Consider the following 15497-nt stretch of genomic DNA (forward strand, 5'->3'; position numbering starts at 1 on the left):
CCGGGTTAGCGGCTACTCACATGCTGCTCCAGGAGGATCCGATTGGAGAGAGAGACTAGCTCACCCTCATCGGTCAGCAATGTGGTTTTAACCGTGCCGATCTCTTCGATCTGACCTTCGACCTCGCCAACACGCACTTGTTGCCCAACCTGATACAACTCACGCACATAGATTCCCGCAAGAATCTGACCGGCAATTTCCCGGCTTCCCAAACCCATGGCCAGCGCAACCGCCAGACCAACGGTAATCAAAACAATCACAATCACATGGTTGAGCAGGTCAGTCTTGACCTCCAACTGGCTGATTGCGACCGAAATACTGATGATAATCACCAGCCCCTGGGCAATTCGCCCCAGGCCAGCGGCGTAATCCAGTCCTACACCCTCTGCCGCTCCACGCACCAGCCCATTGGCCAATTGCGCCAGCAACACACCCACCAGCAGCACCAGCGCGGCGCCGAATACTTTCGGCAAATACAGCGCAAGCATATCCAGCGTAGCTGAAACTCGCTCAAGTCCAAGGGATTCTGCCGCAGAAACCAGAAAAATCAGCAGAACGAACCAGTAGACGATCTTCCCGATCAGGGTCGAGATCGGCACTTGCAGACCGGCCCTGGACAGCAATTTGGTCAGGCCGGTGCCGCCCATCAGACGATCGAGTCCCAGCTTGGCGAGCAACTTGGACAACAAAGTATCCAAAAGTTTCGCAACGACGAAACCCAACAGCAAAACAACCAGTGCACCGAACAGGTTCGGGATGAAATTTGCAACCTTGGTCCATAACGCAGTCATTGCAGTGACGAGGCTCTGAGTCCAGAGATCAAGTTCCATATTCAATCAGCCTTATCTGCAGTGCGAGCGGTAGGTTTACGGTGACGGGAAACCGGCGAGACGTGGGCCGATCCGTTATTCAGGGCGATCATCAGCGCGGGCAGCCAGCGGCCCAGCAGGCTGAACAGATCACCGGCGCCGACCTGGCGGTTGGCGGTTTTCAGTACACGGCCAAGGCACGCATCGTCGTCCCGGGTGGACGGTGACGCCTTGAGCATGTCACGCAAAGACTGTTCGAACGGATCGTGCATACGCACCTCTCGTGATGTCTGTGAAAAGACGCGATCAAATTTGCCCGGGTCACATGGCGCACCCTCAGACCCAGCGCAAACGTCGGAATAACCACCACTGTCCCAGTGCCACCGAGAGCATCAACGCACAGGCGACGAGGAAGCCATAGGGGCTTTCGGAGAAGGGAATTCCGCCGACGTTGATCCCCAGGAGCCCGGTCAGAAAACTCATCGGCAAAAAGATCCCGGTGATGATCCCGAAGCGGTACATCGTGCGGTTCATGCGCACGCTCAAACGTCTATCTTCGGCCTCGAGGACCAGCCCCACCCGCTCCCGGGTCAATTCCAGCTCCTCGAGATAGCGGGTCAGGCTGTTGTTCAATTCGTTCCAGTAATCGCCATCGTCCTCGACGAACCAGGGCAGTTTTATCCGCGTCAGCTGACCGAAAATATCCCGTTGCGGAGCGAGAAAGCGCTTCAGCGCAGCGGCCCTGCGACGGATCTGCAAAATGGCTCCATGCTCGGGGGTGTACCGTTCGTCGGCATCCAGCTTTTCTTCTTCCTCATCGACCACTTCCGAGAGGCAGCTGACCAGATCCTGCACCTTGCTGGTGAGGTACTGAGCCATATAAAGGATGAGTTCGGAGGCGGTTTTCGGCCCTTTGCCTTCGGCGAGCTGCGCCAACAGCTCGTCGGTGGCGCGCAATGGACGCAAGCGCAGGGAAATGATCCGCTGGGCCGAGGCGAAGATCCGCACCGACACCATGTCTTCAGGCTCGGCCCCGGGGTTGAGGTTGACCCCACGCAAAAACAGCAGCAGCTCGGAGTCCGGCAATGGCAAAAGACGCGGCCGGGTGTTTTCTTCGAGCAGCAGGTCACAGCTGAATTCGCTCAGGCCGCTGGATTTACGCAGCCAGGTCCGGGTTTGCGGGTGGCTGCGATCCCAGTGCAGCCACAGGCTTTCATGGGCCTGCAGCTGCAAGTCATCGAGTTCAGTCCGGGCTATCGAACGCGCACCGCCTTTACCGTCCAGCACCAGGGCATGTACCAGCCCCCATTGCGCGTTTTCTTCCTCGAACATCCTCACTCCTTTGTGGGTACGCCAGCTTATTCAGGCATTTCAAGCGGGCTTGGCGAGATGATCACGCCGTTGTTGTCCGCATAAATGTAATGGCCCGGATGGAACGTCACGCCAGCAAAGGTCACGGCCACGTTGAGATCGCCGATACCGCGCTTGTCGGTCTTCATCGGATGACTGGCCAGGGCCTGAACCCCCAACTCGGTTTGCGCGATGACATCGACGTCGCGGATGCAACCGTAGATCACCAGCCCTTCCCAGCCGTTTTTCGCGGCTTTCTCGGCCAGCAAGTCGCCCAGCAGTGCGCGGCGCAGAGAGCCGCCGCCGTCGACTACCAATACCTTGCCGTCACCCTTGAGTTCGACCTGCTCCTTGACCAGCGAGTTGTCTTCGAAGCACTTGATGGTCACGATTTCGCCGCCGAAAGAATCATGGCCGCCGAAATTGCTGAACATCGGTTCCAGCACCTGCACCAGCTCCGGATAGGCGTCGCACAGGTCAGGCGTGAGGTAATGTTTCATCGAGAAACTCCTGTAAAGAGGAAGGCAAGCACGAACATCACTGAGGGCACAGCAATCGAAAATGACCGGAAAAGCTTAGGGGGCGTTCTCAATTAGTTTCCCCGCCGCGTTGTCGCCTTAAAGCGGGCCAGGCAAGGCGCAGGCCGCCGGGAATGGTTGTTCCCTTTCCAAGGCCTGCAACGCAGCCTGGCCCGCTTTAAGGCACAACCCGAAGGGCCGGGCCTGCTGTTGTGCAGGGCTGCGTTGTTCGAAGCTTATTTGGAATGACCAAACCACGCTTCTCGCGCCTTGCCCTGCACAACAGCAGGCCCGGCGCGGTGTGGAAACTAATTGAGAACGCCCCCTAACGCGTCATATCTTAGCCGCAAGCCGATGCAAGCGAAATGCCCTTGTTAGAGCATCAGGCTCGGATCGCAGTGGCAAAATCCGATTTTTCGCCCAGCAAAGGTGTGCGCTGATCCGCCAGCCAGCGCGGCACCAATGGCCAGACTTCGGTCTGGGCCGCTTTGCTGACGAGCATTTCCACGTGACCGAAATTATCGCCAAAGCCCTGTTCGCGACCCAGGGTGATAAATTGTTTGTGCTCGGACCCCACCTGATCGAACAGTTTACGACAGGCCCAGGCTGGATCCTGATGGTCACCCGTGGCACTCACCGCCAGCACTGGCAACTGGACGTCGGCCAGTCCGGCCCACCAATCCTTGTCGGCATCGCCAAAACGCCCGAACAGGCCATACCAGCGCATGCTTTCCAGGGCCAGACCGATCGGCTCGTCTTCCGGGCCGCGCTTGAGCCGCGACCCGGACAGTTGGGCGAAACGCTTGAGAATAAAGCGCCCGCTCCACTCCACCGGCGGAAATTTCAACGGCCAGTAGGTTCGGCTGACCTGTGTGCCGAAGAATGCCGCAGAAGCCACGACCGATTCGCCGATGTACTCACCGCCTAATGCCGCGGCCAGTGTAATGCCGCCGAGGGAGTGACCGATCCAGTGCGGGACCTGGTCACTTTGCTCACGCACGAAGGCGCCAATGGCAGGCAGATCGTATCGAGCGTAGTCGGCAACGCGGTTATTGCGATAGTTCTGGTTGCGCTGGGACAAGCCATGGCCGCGCATTTCCGCGATCCACACATCGAAGCCCTGGCGCGCCAGATAAGCGCCCAGCCCCAGGCCCTTGGGGGAAAACCAGAATCGTCGATTGGAAAAGCTGCCATGCAACAGGATCACCGGCACGCCACGCACGGCGGGCTCGTCGGCCATGCCGAGACGTGTCACAGCCAGTTCGACGGTGCCGTCGGGGCTGTTGCCAGGTTTCAAACGATAGACGTCTTCGCTCAGATCACCGCGTCGTTCGGCGCTGATCAGGGCGACAGGAAATAGGTTGCTGCTGCTTTGCATAATGCTCTTGCACAAAAAAGGGCGGCTTCCAGAGGAGCCCGCCCTACTTCAATCTCTGAAGGGGTCAATCAATGACTGCACGACTGTTCACCTGTGGCGAGCGAGCTTGCTCGCGCCGGACTGCGCAACAGCCCCAAAAATCCGACAGCCAGCGCCGGTTATTGTGAGTGCTGTGCACTCAAGCGGGAGCAAGCTCCCTCGCCACAGAGTCCCCAATCACACCATCAAACTGCCGCTTGACCTTCAGCCAGGAAGAACCAGGTTTCCAGCACGGAATCGGGGTTCAACGACACGCTTTCAATGCCCTGCTCCATCAGCCATTTGGCCAGGTCAGGGTGGTCCGAAGGGCCCTGACCGCAGATGCCGATGTACTTGCCAGCCTTGTTACAGGCCTGAATCGCGTTGGCCAGCAGCTTCTTGACCGCCGGATTACGCTCGTCGAACAGGTGAGCGATAATCCCGGAGTCACGGTCCAGGCCCAAGGTCAACTGGGTCAGGTCGTTGGAGCCGATGGAGAAACCGTCGAAGAACTCGAGGAATTCTTCAGCCAGGATCGCGTTGGACGGCAGTTCGCACATCATGATTACGCGCAGACCGTTGTCGCCACGGGCCAGGCCGTTTTCGGCCAGCAGGTCGACGACCTGGCTCGCTTCGCCCAGGGTACGCACGAACGGCACCATGATTTCCACGTTGGTCAGGCCCATCTCGTTGCGAACGCGCTTGAGGGCACGGCACTCGAGTTCGAAGCAGTCGCGGAACGCTTCACTGATATAACGCGAGGCACCGCGGAAGCCCAGCATCGGGTTTTCTTCTTCCGGCTCGTAGAGCTTGCCGCCGATCAGGTTGGCGTATTCGTTGGACTTGAAGTCCGACAGACGCACGATGACCTTTTTCGGGTAGAACGCTGCAGCCAGGGTGCTGATGCCCTCGACCAGTTTCTCGACATAGAAGCCGACCGGGTCGTCGTAACCGGCGATGCGCTTGTCGACGCTGTCCTTGATGTCCTGCGGCAGGCCGTCGTAGTTCAACAGCGCCTTGGGGTGAACACCGATCATGCGGTTGATGATGAACTCCAGGCGGGCCAGGCCCACACCGGCGTTCGGCAGTTGCGCGAAGTCGAAGGCGCGGTCCGGGTTGCCGACGTTCATCATGATCTTGAACGGCAGATCCGGCATGGCATCCACGGAGTTCTTCTTGATGTCGAAGCCCAGTTCGCCTTCGAAGATGTAACCGGTGTCGCCTTCAGCGCAGGACACGGTCACGCCCTGGCCGTCTTTCAACAGCTGGGTGGCGTTGCCGCAACCGACCACGGCCGGGATCCCCAGCTCGCGAGCGATGATCGCCGCGTGGCAGGTACGGCCGCCACGGTTGGTGACGATGGCGCTGGCGCGCTTCATGACCGGTTCCCAGTCCGGGTCGGTCATGTCGGAGACCAGCACGTCGCCTGGCTGGACCTTGTCCATCTCGGACACGTCCTTGATGATGCGGACCTTGCCGGCGCCGATGCGCTGGCCGATGGCGCGACCTTCCACCAGCACGGTGCCGGTTTCTTTCAACAGGTAGCGTTCCATGACGTTGGCCGAGGTACGGCTCTTCACGGTTTCAGGACGGGCCTGAACGATGTAGAGCTTGCCGTCGTCGCCGTCTTTGGCCCATTCGATGTCCATCGGGCACTTGTAGTGCTTCTCGATGATCATCGCTTGCTTGGCCAGCTCGCTGACTTCGGCATCGCTCAGGCAGAAACGGGCGCGATCGGCCTTGTCGACGTCGATGGTCTTGACCGATTTACCGGCCGTGGCGACTTCGCCGTAGATCATCTTGATGGCTTTGCTGCCCAGGTTACGGCGCAGGATCGCCGGACGACCGGCGGCCAGTGTGTGTTTGTGAACGTAGAATTCGTCCGGGTTCACCGCGCCTTGTACGACGGTTTCACCCAGGCCGTAGGCGCCGGTGATGAACACCACGTCACGGAAGCCCGATTCGGTATCAAGGGTGAACATCACGCCGGCCGTACCGGTTTCGGAGCGGACCATGCGCTGCACGCCGGCCGACAGGGCCACCAGCTTGTGGTCGAAGCCCTGGTGGACGCGGTAGGAAATGGCGCGGTCGTTGAACAAAGAGGCAAACACCTCCTTGGCGGCGCGAATGACGTTTTCGACGCCACGGATGTTCAGGAAGGTTTCCTGCTGACCGGCGAAGGAAGCGTCCGGCAAGTCTTCAGCGGTAGCCGAAGAGCGCACGGCCACGGCCATGTCAGGGTTGCCGGCCGACAGCGTGGCGAACGCGGTGCGGATTTCGGCGTTGAGCTTCTCGGGGAATTCGGCTTCCATGATCCATTGGCGGATCTGCGCACCGGTCTTGGCCAGGGCGTTCACATCGTCGACGTCCAGGGCATCGAGCGCGGCATGGATCTGCTCGTTCAGGCCGCTCAGCTCCAGAAAATCACGATAAGCCTGAGCTGTCGTGGCGAAGCCACCGGGCACCGATACACCGGCACCGGCCAGGTTACTGATCATCTCGCCCAGGGATGCGTTCTTGCCCCCTACGTGCTCTACATCATGGACGCCGAGCTTATCGAGGGAAACTACGTACTCTACCAAGGTGATCTCTCCACTAACTGTGTTGGATAAGCTCAGACGCCGGCTGCTCCAGGGGAGCGTTTGCCAGCTGTATGGCCTGGACCTGGAAAATAAGTGAGAATGCAAGCCACTGGCGGCCGGCAAATCGCGCCTATCATATCCAAGAATGATCATTAGCTTAAGGCCCAAGGTGCAAATGAAACGATCTGCCTTCTTTATTTCCGACGGCACCGGCATCACAGCCGAAACCCTCGGCCAAAGCCTCCTGGCGCAGTTCGAAAACATTACCTTCAGCAAATTCACGCGACCGTACATCGACAACGCGGATAAAGCGCGGGCCATGGTACAACAAATCAACAAAGCCGCCGAAAACGACGGCTTCCGGCCGATCATCTTCGACACCATCGTCAATCAGGACATCCGTGAGATCCTCGCAACGTCCAATGGTTTCATGATCGACATTTTCTCGACCTTTCTGGCGCCTCTTGAACAGGAATTGACCGAGCATTCGTCCTACACCGTCGGCAAGTCCCACTCCATCGGCAGCAATTCCAATTACATGGAGCGGATCGAGGCGGTGAACTTCGCCCTGGACAACGACGATGGCGCCCGCACCCACTATTACGACAAGGCCGACCTGATTCTGGTGGGCGTGTCCCGTTGCGGCAAAACCCCGACCTGCCTGTACATGGCCATGCAATTCGGCATCCGCGCGGCCAACTACCCGCTGACCGAAGACGACATGGAGCGCCTGCAACTGCCGACCGCCCTGCGCACCCACCAGCACAAGCTGTTCGGCCTGACCATCGACCCGGACCGCCTCACCGCGATCCGCCACGAGCGCAAGCCCAACAGCCGCTATTCGAGCTACGCCCAGTGCGAGTTCGAAGTGCGCGAGGTGGAGAACCTGTTCCGCCGCGAGAACATCCCGCACATCAATTCCACGCATTTTTCGGTGGAAGAGATTTCGGCGAAGATCCTGGTGGAGAAAGGGGTGGAGCGGCGGTTCAAGTGAAGTAATCCGACGCAAACCAGCAAACAGGAGCAAGAGCAAGAGCCAGCCGGGCTCTTGCTTGATGATCGAAGCAGCCTGCAGGTTATTTCAGGCGTTTAAGCAATTCGTTGGCCACGCCCAGGGTTGATTCGGGATTTTGCCCGGTGATCAGTTCACGATCGACCACCACATTCGAACTCCACGGCAACAGGCTGGACTTGTACGCCCCTCCGGCCTGTTCAAGTGCGTTCTGAGGCAGGTACTTCATTTCCCCCCCGGCCAGACGGCCATTTTTTTTCGCCCAGTTTTCCTCGGTATTGCTCATCACCGTCATTTTGTAGCCTGCATAGATCCAGTCTGGACGGGTAGCGACTTTTCCTGACGCCTCAAGCTCGCGGGCGAAGCCCGACGCATCGGGCAGGGTCGAGAGCAGGGCCGCAGGGCCGTGACAAACCATCGCAGTGGTCTTGCCCCGCGCGTGAAAATCAGCCAGGAGCCTACCCATCAACGGGCTCAGCGTCAGGTCCTGCATTGGTGCACGGCCACCGGGAACATACAGGGCGTCGAACTGTTGATAACCCATCTGCTCCACTTCGGCCAGGCTGATTACCGGTGATTCACCGGGCGAGGTGAGCTAGAGCGTCTCCAGCAATGCCTTGTGCTGGCCGAAGACCGCCTCATCATTGCCGAAGTAGGATTTGTTGAGCGAGCCTTGATCCAGAACGGGCGCATTCCCCAAGGGGGTGGCAAAGGTCACCTTGTGGTTGGCATCGAGCAGCAGCTTCACTGGCTGCATCAGTTCATTGAAGTAAAAGCCGGTATCTACCGACTTGCCATCTTTGAGTTCAAGCCTCCCGGCGTCCGACAGGACCACCAACACATGGGCTGCCTGAGCCACCTGGCTAATGGCCCAAAGTCCTGCACTCAGAAGCAGTGTCGTGAAAATCTTCATATCGTCTCCAAAGGTTTCCGCAGGCGTTTACTGCCTGATCCAAGGCACAATTTATTGATACCTTGGATGCCGATAAACCTGCTCGAAAGACAATCACCTGGCCTCTGGAAGCAAGAATGGCGCGTCAATTCGCACACCTGAGCGATGTCGAAACCTTCATCACCGTTGTCGACAAGGGCTCGCTCAGCGCTGCTGCCGTCGCGCTGGCCACCACCCCTTCCGTCATCAGCCGGGCAATCAAGCGCCTGGAAGCACGGATCGGGGTGCAACTGCTCAGACTCTCCACGCGAAGACTCTGCCTGACCGAAGCCGGGCGTCTGTATCTGGATCAGACGCGCAGAGCTTTTTGCCTGATCGGTGAGGTGGAACTTACGTTACGCGATCAATTGAGCCAGCCATCCGGGTGCTTGCGCCTCAGCGCACCGACCACCTATGGGCATTACCGGCTGCCGGCGCGATTGGCGCTCTTTCACCGACAACATCCCAAAGTGCGGATCGAGCTGAGCATCTGCAATCGCAATGTCGATCTGGTGGCAGAAAATTTCGACCTGGCCATACGCATGGGCACCCTGCCAGACAGCGGGCTTGTTGGACGCAAGCTGGAAGATGCCCGCTTGTGCCTGGTCGCGGCCCCCGAGTACCTGCAACAAGCTGGCACGCCGTGCGAAATCGATGAGTTGAAGAATCACGCGTGCCTGCCCTTCATCATTCCCAGCAGCGGCAGGGTCAGGCCCTGGCAACTGCTGAAAGACGGACAGGCGGTCGAGTTGATACCGGCTGCGATGATGCAGGTCTCGGAAGATGTACTGGGCATCGTTTCTCTGGCAGAACAGGGTTTAGGCATCTGTCAGACCTACGACTTCATCGTTCGCGAGCGCATTCAACAGGGACGCCTGGTGGAATTGCTTGAACAATCGCGCGGACGGACGCGACCGTTTTCAGTGATCTACCCACCTCACCGGCAGTTATCCGCGGCCGCTCGCGCGTTGATCGATTGCCTGGCGGAACACCGCAGCCAGTGATTGTGGCGATTCGGCGATTTTGCTGGGCGGGTTCGCCATCACCGAATCGCCTGTGGAAGCCTTGTAGGAGCTGGCTTGCCAGCGAAGAGGCCGTCACATCCAACATCATCGCTGCCTGTGCCACCGTCTTCGCCTCGGCTTGGGCGAGTCCATCCAATTACACGGGGCTTGCGTAGGTGCCAATCAGATTACGAACAAGTCCACGAAGCGGTTGACCGGCGTCGCCTCAAGCGCCGCCTGGTCCTTGCACAACGCAAAGATCTCGGCGCTGCGCTGCACCGTGAAACGCGTCGCCAGGTTGGCCTGGAATTTTTCTTCAAGCAGCGGGATACCGTCCGTGCGACGACGGCGATGGCCGATCGGGTACTCCACCACCACGTTCTCGGTACTCGAACCGTCCTTGAAAAACACCTGCACCGCGTTGGCGATGGAGCGCTTGTCCGGCTCCAGATACTCGCGGGTGTAACGCCGATCTTCGACAATGACCATTTTGTCCCGGAGTACGTCGATGATTGGATGCGCGCGGTGAAAGTCATCCTCGTACTGCTCGGCTACCAGATTGCCGAAGGCCAGCGGCACCGCCGTCATGTACTGAATGCAGTGGTCACGGTCGGCAGCGTTGGCCAGCGGGCCGACCTTGGAGATGATGCGAATCGCCGATTCATGGGTGGTGATGACGATCCTGTCGATCTCGTGCAGGCGATTTCTGACCTGCGGATGCAGGGTCACCGCCGCTTCGCAGGCCGTTTGCGCGTGGAATTCGGCCGGGAAGCTGATTTTAAACAGCACGTTTTCCATCACGTAGCTGCCGTACGGCCGGGAGAAACTGAAGGCACGCTTGTCCTCAGGCTTGAGCGCCAGGTCGTTGTTGGTGTGGCTGAACAATACGTCGTAAAAGCCCCACTGTTTGGCGGTCAACACCCCGGGGATGCCCATTTCACCGCGCATCGCGATGTCCGCCAGGCGCACGCCACGGCTGGATGCGTCGCCCGCCGCCCAGGATTTTCGCGAACCGGCATTCGGTGCATGCCGATAAGTACGCAACGCCTGGCCATCGGCAAAAGCGTGGGACAGCGCCGCCAGCAACTGCTCTCGATTGGCCCCCATGAGTTTGGCGGTGACGGCGGTCGAGGCAATTTTCACCAGGATGACGTGATCCAGGCCTACGCGATTGAAGGAGTTTTCCAGCGCGATGATGCCCTGGATCTCATGGGCCATGATCATGGCTTCAAGCACCGTGCGAACGGTCAGCGGTGCGTCGCCATTGGCCACGCGCTTTTGCGACAGGTGGTCCGCCACCGCCAGAATGCCGCCAAGGTTATCGGACGGATGGCCCCATTCGGCGGCGAGCCAGGTGTCGTTGTAGTCGAGCCAGCGGACGATGCAACCGATGTCCCAGGCTGCCTTGACTGGATCGAGACGGTAGCTGGTGCCCGGCACGCGGGCGCCGAAAGGGACGACGGTGCCTTCGACGATGGGGCCCAGGTGCTTGGTGCATTCGGGGAAGCGCAGGGCCAGCAGGCCGCAGCCGAGGGTGTCCATCAGGCAGTTGCGGGCGGTGTCCAGGGCTTCCTTGGACTCGATGTTGAAGGTCAGGACGTAATCGGCAATGTCCTGCAGGACCCTGTCGTAGTCGGGGCGGTTGTTCAGGTCGACGTTGGCGCTCATGTTCGATTCACTCTTGAAGTGGTTCGTTGATGGGACCTCGGTTCAGGTTAAATCTCAGCTGGTCGCTACTTTCTTATTGTGAAATGCAATCCCCTGTAGGAGCTGGCTTGCCAGCGAAGGCGGTGTCACAGACAACGATGATGTTGGATGTGACGGCCTCTTCGCTGGCAAGCCAGCTCCTACAGGGGGCGGTGGTGTGGTTAGAAAGAATCGCCCGGCACGCGGACGTAGCCTTCCATCAACACCCGCGCGCTGCGGCTCATGATGGCTTTGTTCACGGTCCATTCGCCGTTTACGAGGCTGGCCTCGGCGCCCACACGCAACGTGCCGGATGGATGGCCGAAGCGCACAGCGTTGCGTTCGATACCGCCCGCGGCGAGGTTCACCAGGGTGCCGGATATCGCTGCAGCCGTACCGATCGCCACGGCCGCCGTGCCCATCATCGCGTGGTGCAGCTTGCCCATGGACAGTGCGCGCACCAGCAGGTCGACATCACCTGCAGCAATCGCCTTGCCGCTGGATGCCACGTAGTCCGCCGGTTTGGCCACAAAGGCGACCTTGGGCGTGTGTTGACGCTTGGCCGCTTCGTCCAGATCCTTGATCAAGCCCATGCGCAACGCGCCGTAAGCCCGAATGGTCTCGAACATCAGCAGGGCTTTCGGGTCGCCGTTGATCGCGCCTTGCAACTCGGTGCCGGTGTAGCCGATGTCTTCGGCATTGACGAAGATGGTCGGGATGCCGGCGTTGATCATGGTCGCCTTGAAGGTCCCCACTCCGGGCACTTCCAGGTCATCCACCAGGTTGCCGGTGGGGAACATCGAACCACCGCCGCCCTCTTCTTCCGCTGCCGGGTCCATGAATTCGACTTGCACTTCGGCGGCCGGGAAGGTCACGCCGTCGAGTTCGAAGTCGCCGGTTTCCTGCACTTCACCGTTGGTGATCGGCACATGGGCGATGATGGTCTTGCCGATATTGGCCTGCCACACGCGAACCACGGCTACACCGTTGTGCGGGATGCGGCTGGAATCCACCAGGCCGTTGCTGATGGCAAACGAACCGACCGCCGCCGACAGGTTGCCGCAGTTGCCGCTCCAGTCGACGAACGGCTTGTCGATGGAGACCTGGCCGAACAGGTAATCGACGTCGTGATCGGCCTTGATGCTTTTCGACAGGATCACGGTTTTGCTGGTGCTGGAAGTCGCGCCGCCCATGCCGTCGATTTGCTTGTCGTAGGGATCGGGACTGCCGATCACGCGCAACAACAGCGCATCGCGCGCCGGGCCGGGAATCTGTGCCGCTTCGGGCAGGTCTTTGAGGCTGAAGAACACGCCTTTGCTGGTGCCGCCGCGCATGTAGGTGGCGGGGATTTTGATCTGCGGTGCGAAATGAGTTGCGCGAGCCATGGTGCTCTTTACTCCTTGCTGAAACAGACACGGGACTTGAAGTCCCGTGTTTGCATGTCGCGATTTAAACGGCTACCGCCGATTCTTCGAGGAAGTCCTGGGCGAAGCGTTGCAGCACGCCGCCGGCCTCGTAGATCGACACTTCTTCGGCGGTGTCGAGGCGGCAGGTCACCGGCACTTCGACGCGTTCGCCGTTCTTGCGGTTGATCACCAGCGTCAACTCGGCACGCGGTGTGCGTTCGCCGATCACGTCGTAGGTTTCGCTACCGTCGATGTTCAGCGTGTGGCGGTCGGTGCCCGGCTTGAACTCCAGCGGCAACACGCCCATGCCCACCAGGTTGGTGCGGTGGATGCGCTCGAAGCCTTCGGCCGCAATCGCTTCCACACCCGCCAGCCGCACGCCCTTCGCCGCCCAGTCCCGGGACGAACCCTGACCGTAGTCGGCGCCGGCGATAATGATCAGCGGCTGCTTGCGTTCCATGTAGGTTTCGATGGCTTCCCACATGCGCATCACTTGGCCTTCCGGCTCGACGCGGGCCAAGGAACCCTGCTTGACCTTGCCGTTTTCCCGGACCATTTCGTTGAACAGTTTCGGGTTGGCGAAGGTGGCGCGTTGCGCAGTCAAATGGTCGCCCCTATGAGTCGCGTAGGAGTTGAAGTCTTCTTCCGGCAGGCCCATTTTCGCCAGGTATTCGCCGGCGGCGCTGTCGAGCATGATCGCGTTGGAAGGCGACAGGTGATCGGTGGTGATGTTGTCCGGCAGCACCGCCAGCGGACGCATGCCCTTGAGCGGACGCGCGCCGGCCAGTGCGCCTTCCCAATACGGCGGACGGCGGATGTAGGTGCTCATTTCGCGCCAGTCGTACAGCGGGGTCACTTTCGGACCGGTGTCTTCGTGGATGGCGAACATCGGGATGTAGACCTGGCGGAACTGCTCCGGCTTGACCGAGGCCTTGACCACCGCGTCGATTTCTTCGTCGCTCGGCCAGATGTCTTTCAGGCGGATTTCCTTGCCATCCACCACGCCCAGCACATCTTTTTCGATGTCGAAACGGATGGTCCCGGCGATGGCGTAAGCGACCACCAACGGCGGCGATGCGAGGAATGCGTTCTTGGCGTACGGGTGAATCCGGCCGTCGAAGTTACGGTTGCCGGACAGCACGGCGGTGGCGTACAGGTCGCGGTCGATGATCTCTTGCTGGATCACCGGGTCCAGCGCGCCGGACATGCCGTTGCACGTGGTGCAGGCGAAGGCGACGATGCCGAAACCGAGTTGCTCCAGCTCGCTGGTCAGGCCGGCCTCGTCGAGGTACAGCGCGACGGTTTTCGAACCCGGTGCCAGGGACGATTTGACCCACGGCTTGCGGGTCAGGCCGAGCTTGTTGGCATTGCGCGCCAGCAGGCCGGCAGCAATCACGTTGCGCGGGTTGCTGGTGTTGGTGCAACTGGTGATGGCGGCGATGATCACCGCGCCGTCCGGCATCTGGCCGGGCACTTCGGTCCACTGGCCGGAGATCCCCTGGGCGGCGAGATCCGAGGTCGCGACACGGGCGTGCGGGTTGCTCGGCCCCGCCATGTTGCGCACCACCGAGGACAGGTTGAAGGTCAGCCCGCGCTCGTATTGCGCGCCCTTCAGGCTGTCGGCCCACAGGCCGGTAATCTTGGCGTAGTTCTCGACCAGCTGTACTTGTTCGTCTTCACGACCGGTGAGCTTGAGGTAGTCGATGGTTTGCTGGTCGATGTAGAACATCGCCGCGGTGGCGCCGTATTCCGGAGCCATGTTGGAGATGGTCGCGCGGTCGCCGAGGGTCAGCGCGGAGGCGCCTTCGCCGAAGAATTCCAGCCACGCGCCAACCACTTTCTGTTTGCGCAGGAACTCGGTCAGCGCCAGCACCATGTCGGTGGCGGTGATGCCCGGTTGCAACTTGCCGGTCAGTTCGACGCCAACGCTTTCCGGCAGACGCATCCACGACGCGCGGCCGAGCATCACGCTCTCGGCTTCCAGCCCACCGACGCCGATGGCAATCACGCCCAGCGCATCGACATGCGGGGTATGGCTGTCGGTGCCGACGCAGGTATCAGGGAATGCCACGCCATCACGCACCTGGATCACCGGAGACATTTTCTCCAGGTTGATCTGGTGCATGATGCCGTTGCCCGGCGGGATCACATCAACATTCTTGAACGCTTTTTTGGTCCAGTTGATGAAGTGGAAGCGGTCTTCGTTGCGACGATCTTCGATGGCGCGGTTTTTCTCGAACGCTTCCGGGTCGAAGCCACCACGCTCGACGGCCAGGGAGTGGTCGACGATCAATTGCGTCGGCACCACCGGGTTGACTTGCGCCGGGTCACCGCCTTGCAGGGCGATGGCGTCACGCAGGCCGGCAAGGTCCACCAGGGCGGTCTGGCCGAGAATGTCGTGGCACACCACGCGGGCCGGGAACCATGGGAAATCGAGGTCGCGTTTGCGCTCGATGAATTGCTTCAGGGATTCGGTGAGCGTGGCCGGGTCACAGCGGCGCACCAGGTTTTCCGCCAGCACGCGGGAGGTGTACGGCAGAGTGTCGTAGGCGCCGGGCTGGATGGCCTCGACAGCCGCACGGACGTCAAAGTAATCCAGATGGCTGCCGGGCAGCGGTTTGCGGAATTCAGTGTTCATCGTCAGGGACTCGGTCACGGTGATTACAAAGGGTGGGGCCTGGCACTAAATTCGAATTCAACACACCCCCTGTGGGAGCGGGCTTGCCCGCGATTGCGGTGGGTCAGGCGACATTTATGTCGAATGTGACGCCGTCATCGCGGGCAAGCCCGCTCCCACAGGGAT

At 60.2% G+C, this 15497-nt stretch carries 11 protein-coding genes and 1 pseudogene; 2 read left to right on the forward strand and 10 right to left on the reverse strand.

All coding sequences use genetic code 11. The features are described from left to right. Positions 1 to 5 precede the first annotated feature (5 nt). The 6 genes from ACA062_RS23470 to ppsA form a co-directional block, all read right to left on the reverse strand. Complete coding sequence (locus tag ACA062_RS23470; protein WP_008027407.1) at positions 6 to 830, reverse strand: mechanosensitive ion channel family protein; 825 nt, start codon at positions 828 to 830, stop codon at positions 6 to 8. A 2-nt stretch (positions 831 to 832) separates the two neighbouring features. Then, positions 833 to 1081 (reverse strand): hypothetical protein, encoded by a 249-nt coding sequence (locus ACA062_RS23475; protein ID WP_064678886.1) that lies wholly within the window; start codon positions 1079 to 1081, stop codon positions 833 to 835. 64 nt (positions 1082 to 1145) lie between these two features. Beyond that, complete coding sequence (gene cmaX, locus ACA062_RS23480; protein ID WP_497453234.1) at positions 1146 to 2141, reverse strand: divalent cation transporter CmaX; 996 nt, start codon at positions 2139 to 2141, stop codon at positions 1146 to 1148. A 26-nt stretch (positions 2142 to 2167) separates the two neighbouring features. Next, positions 2168 to 2659, reverse strand: coding sequence for a ribonuclease E activity regulator RraA (gene rraA, locus ACA062_RS23485; RefSeq protein ID WP_150764331.1), 492 nt, complete (start codon positions 2657 to 2659; stop codon positions 2168 to 2170). A 400-nt stretch (positions 2660 to 3059) separates the two neighbouring features. Further along, positions 3060 to 4055: an alpha/beta fold hydrolase gene (locus ACA062_RS23490; protein ID WP_497453235.1), complete on the reverse strand. Its 996-nt coding sequence runs from the start codon at positions 4053 to 4055 to the stop codon at positions 3060 to 3062. A 224-nt stretch (positions 4056 to 4279) separates the two neighbouring features. Beyond that, positions 4280 to 6655, reverse strand: coding sequence for a phosphoenolpyruvate synthase (gene ppsA, locus ACA062_RS23495; RefSeq protein ID WP_497453236.1), 2376 nt, complete (start codon positions 6653 to 6655; stop codon positions 4280 to 4282). Positions 6656 to 6830: 175 nt separating this feature from the next. Here ppsA and ppsR point away from each other — a divergent pair, with 175 nt between their 5' ends. Continuing rightward, positions 6831 to 7649 (forward strand): posphoenolpyruvate synthetase regulatory kinase/phosphorylase PpsR, encoded by an 819-nt coding sequence (gene ppsR, locus ACA062_RS23500; protein ID WP_064678891.1) that lies wholly within the window; start codon positions 6831 to 6833, stop codon positions 7647 to 7649. A gap of 82 nt (positions 7650 to 7731) precedes the next feature. Here ppsR and ACA062_RS23505 read toward each other — a convergent pair. Further along, positions 7732 to 8580: pseudogene (locus ACA062_RS23505) on the reverse strand (type 1 glutamine amidotransferase domain-containing protein). Positions 8581 to 8696: 116 nt separating this feature from the next. Here ACA062_RS23505 and ACA062_RS23510 point away from each other — a divergent pair. Further along, the gene (locus tag ACA062_RS23510) at positions 8697 to 9602 is read left to right on the forward strand and encodes a LysR family transcriptional regulator (protein ID WP_497453237.1); all 906 of its coding nucleotides are present in this window, start codon (positions 8697 to 8699) and stop codon (positions 9600 to 9602) included. Between the two features lie 183 nt (positions 9603 to 9785). Here ACA062_RS23510 and prpD read toward each other — a convergent pair whose 3' ends face one another. From prpD to acnD, 3 genes are all read right to left on the reverse strand, one after another. Continuing rightward, positions 9786 to 11270 carry a 2-methylcitrate dehydratase gene (gene prpD, locus ACA062_RS23515; protein WP_497453238.1) on the reverse strand — a complete coding sequence of 495 codons (1485 nt, stop codon included), beginning with the start codon at positions 11268 to 11270 and terminating at the stop codon, positions 9786 to 9788. Between the two features lie 200 nt (positions 11271 to 11470). Further along, positions 11471 to 12673 (reverse strand): 2-methylaconitate cis-trans isomerase PrpF, encoded by a 1203-nt coding sequence (gene prpF, locus ACA062_RS23520; protein ID WP_497453239.1) that lies wholly within the window; start codon positions 12671 to 12673, stop codon positions 11471 to 11473. A gap of 64 nt (positions 12674 to 12737) precedes the next feature. Further along, on the reverse strand, positions 12738 to 15332 hold the full coding sequence (acnD, locus tag ACA062_RS23525; protein ID WP_497453240.1) for a Fe/S-dependent 2-methylisocitrate dehydratase AcnD: 2595 nt from the start codon (positions 15330 to 15332) through the stop codon (positions 12738 to 12740). Positions 15333 to 15497 lie beyond the last annotated feature (165 nt).

This window comes from Pseudomonas sp. LBUM1679 (genome assembly GCF_059695565.1).

Excerpts from the sequence above, each read along its gene's own strand:
- ppsR (WP_064678891.1), top strand. The coding sequence starts at position 6,831 with ATGAAACGATCTGCCTTCTTTATTTCCGACGGCACCGGCATCACAGCC.
- prpD (WP_497453238.1), bottom strand. The coding sequence starts at position 11,270 with ATGAGCGCCAACGTCGACCTGAACAACCGCCCCGACTACGACAGGGTC.
- ACA062_RS23475 (WP_064678886.1), bottom strand. The coding sequence starts at position 1,081 with ATGCACGATCCGTTCGAACAGTCTTTGCGTGACATGCTCAAGGCGTCA.
- ACA062_RS23470 (WP_008027407.1), bottom strand. The coding sequence starts at position 830 with ATGGAACTTGATCTCTGGACTCAGAGCCTCGTCACTGCAATGACTGCG.
- cmaX (WP_497453234.1), bottom strand. The coding sequence starts at position 2,141 with ATGTTCGAGGAAGAAAACGCGCAATGGGGGCTGGTACATGCCCTGGTG.
- ACA062_RS23490 (WP_497453235.1), bottom strand. The coding sequence starts at position 4,055 with ATGCAAAGCAGCAGCAACCTATTTCCTGTCGCCCTGATCAGCGCCGAA.
- ACA062_RS23510 (WP_497453237.1), top strand. The coding sequence starts at position 8,697 with ATGGCGCGTCAATTCGCACACCTGAGCGATGTCGAAACCTTCATCACC.
- rraA (WP_150764331.1), bottom strand. The coding sequence starts at position 2,659 with ATGAAACATTACCTCACGCCTGACCTGTGCGACGCCTATCCGGAGCTG.
- acnD (WP_497453240.1), bottom strand. The coding sequence starts at position 15,332 with ATGAACACTGAATTCCGCAAACCGCTGCCCGGCAGCCATCTGGATTAC.
- prpF (WP_497453239.1), bottom strand. The coding sequence starts at position 12,673 with ATGGCTCGCGCAACTCATTTCGCACCGCAGATCAAAATCCCCGCCACC.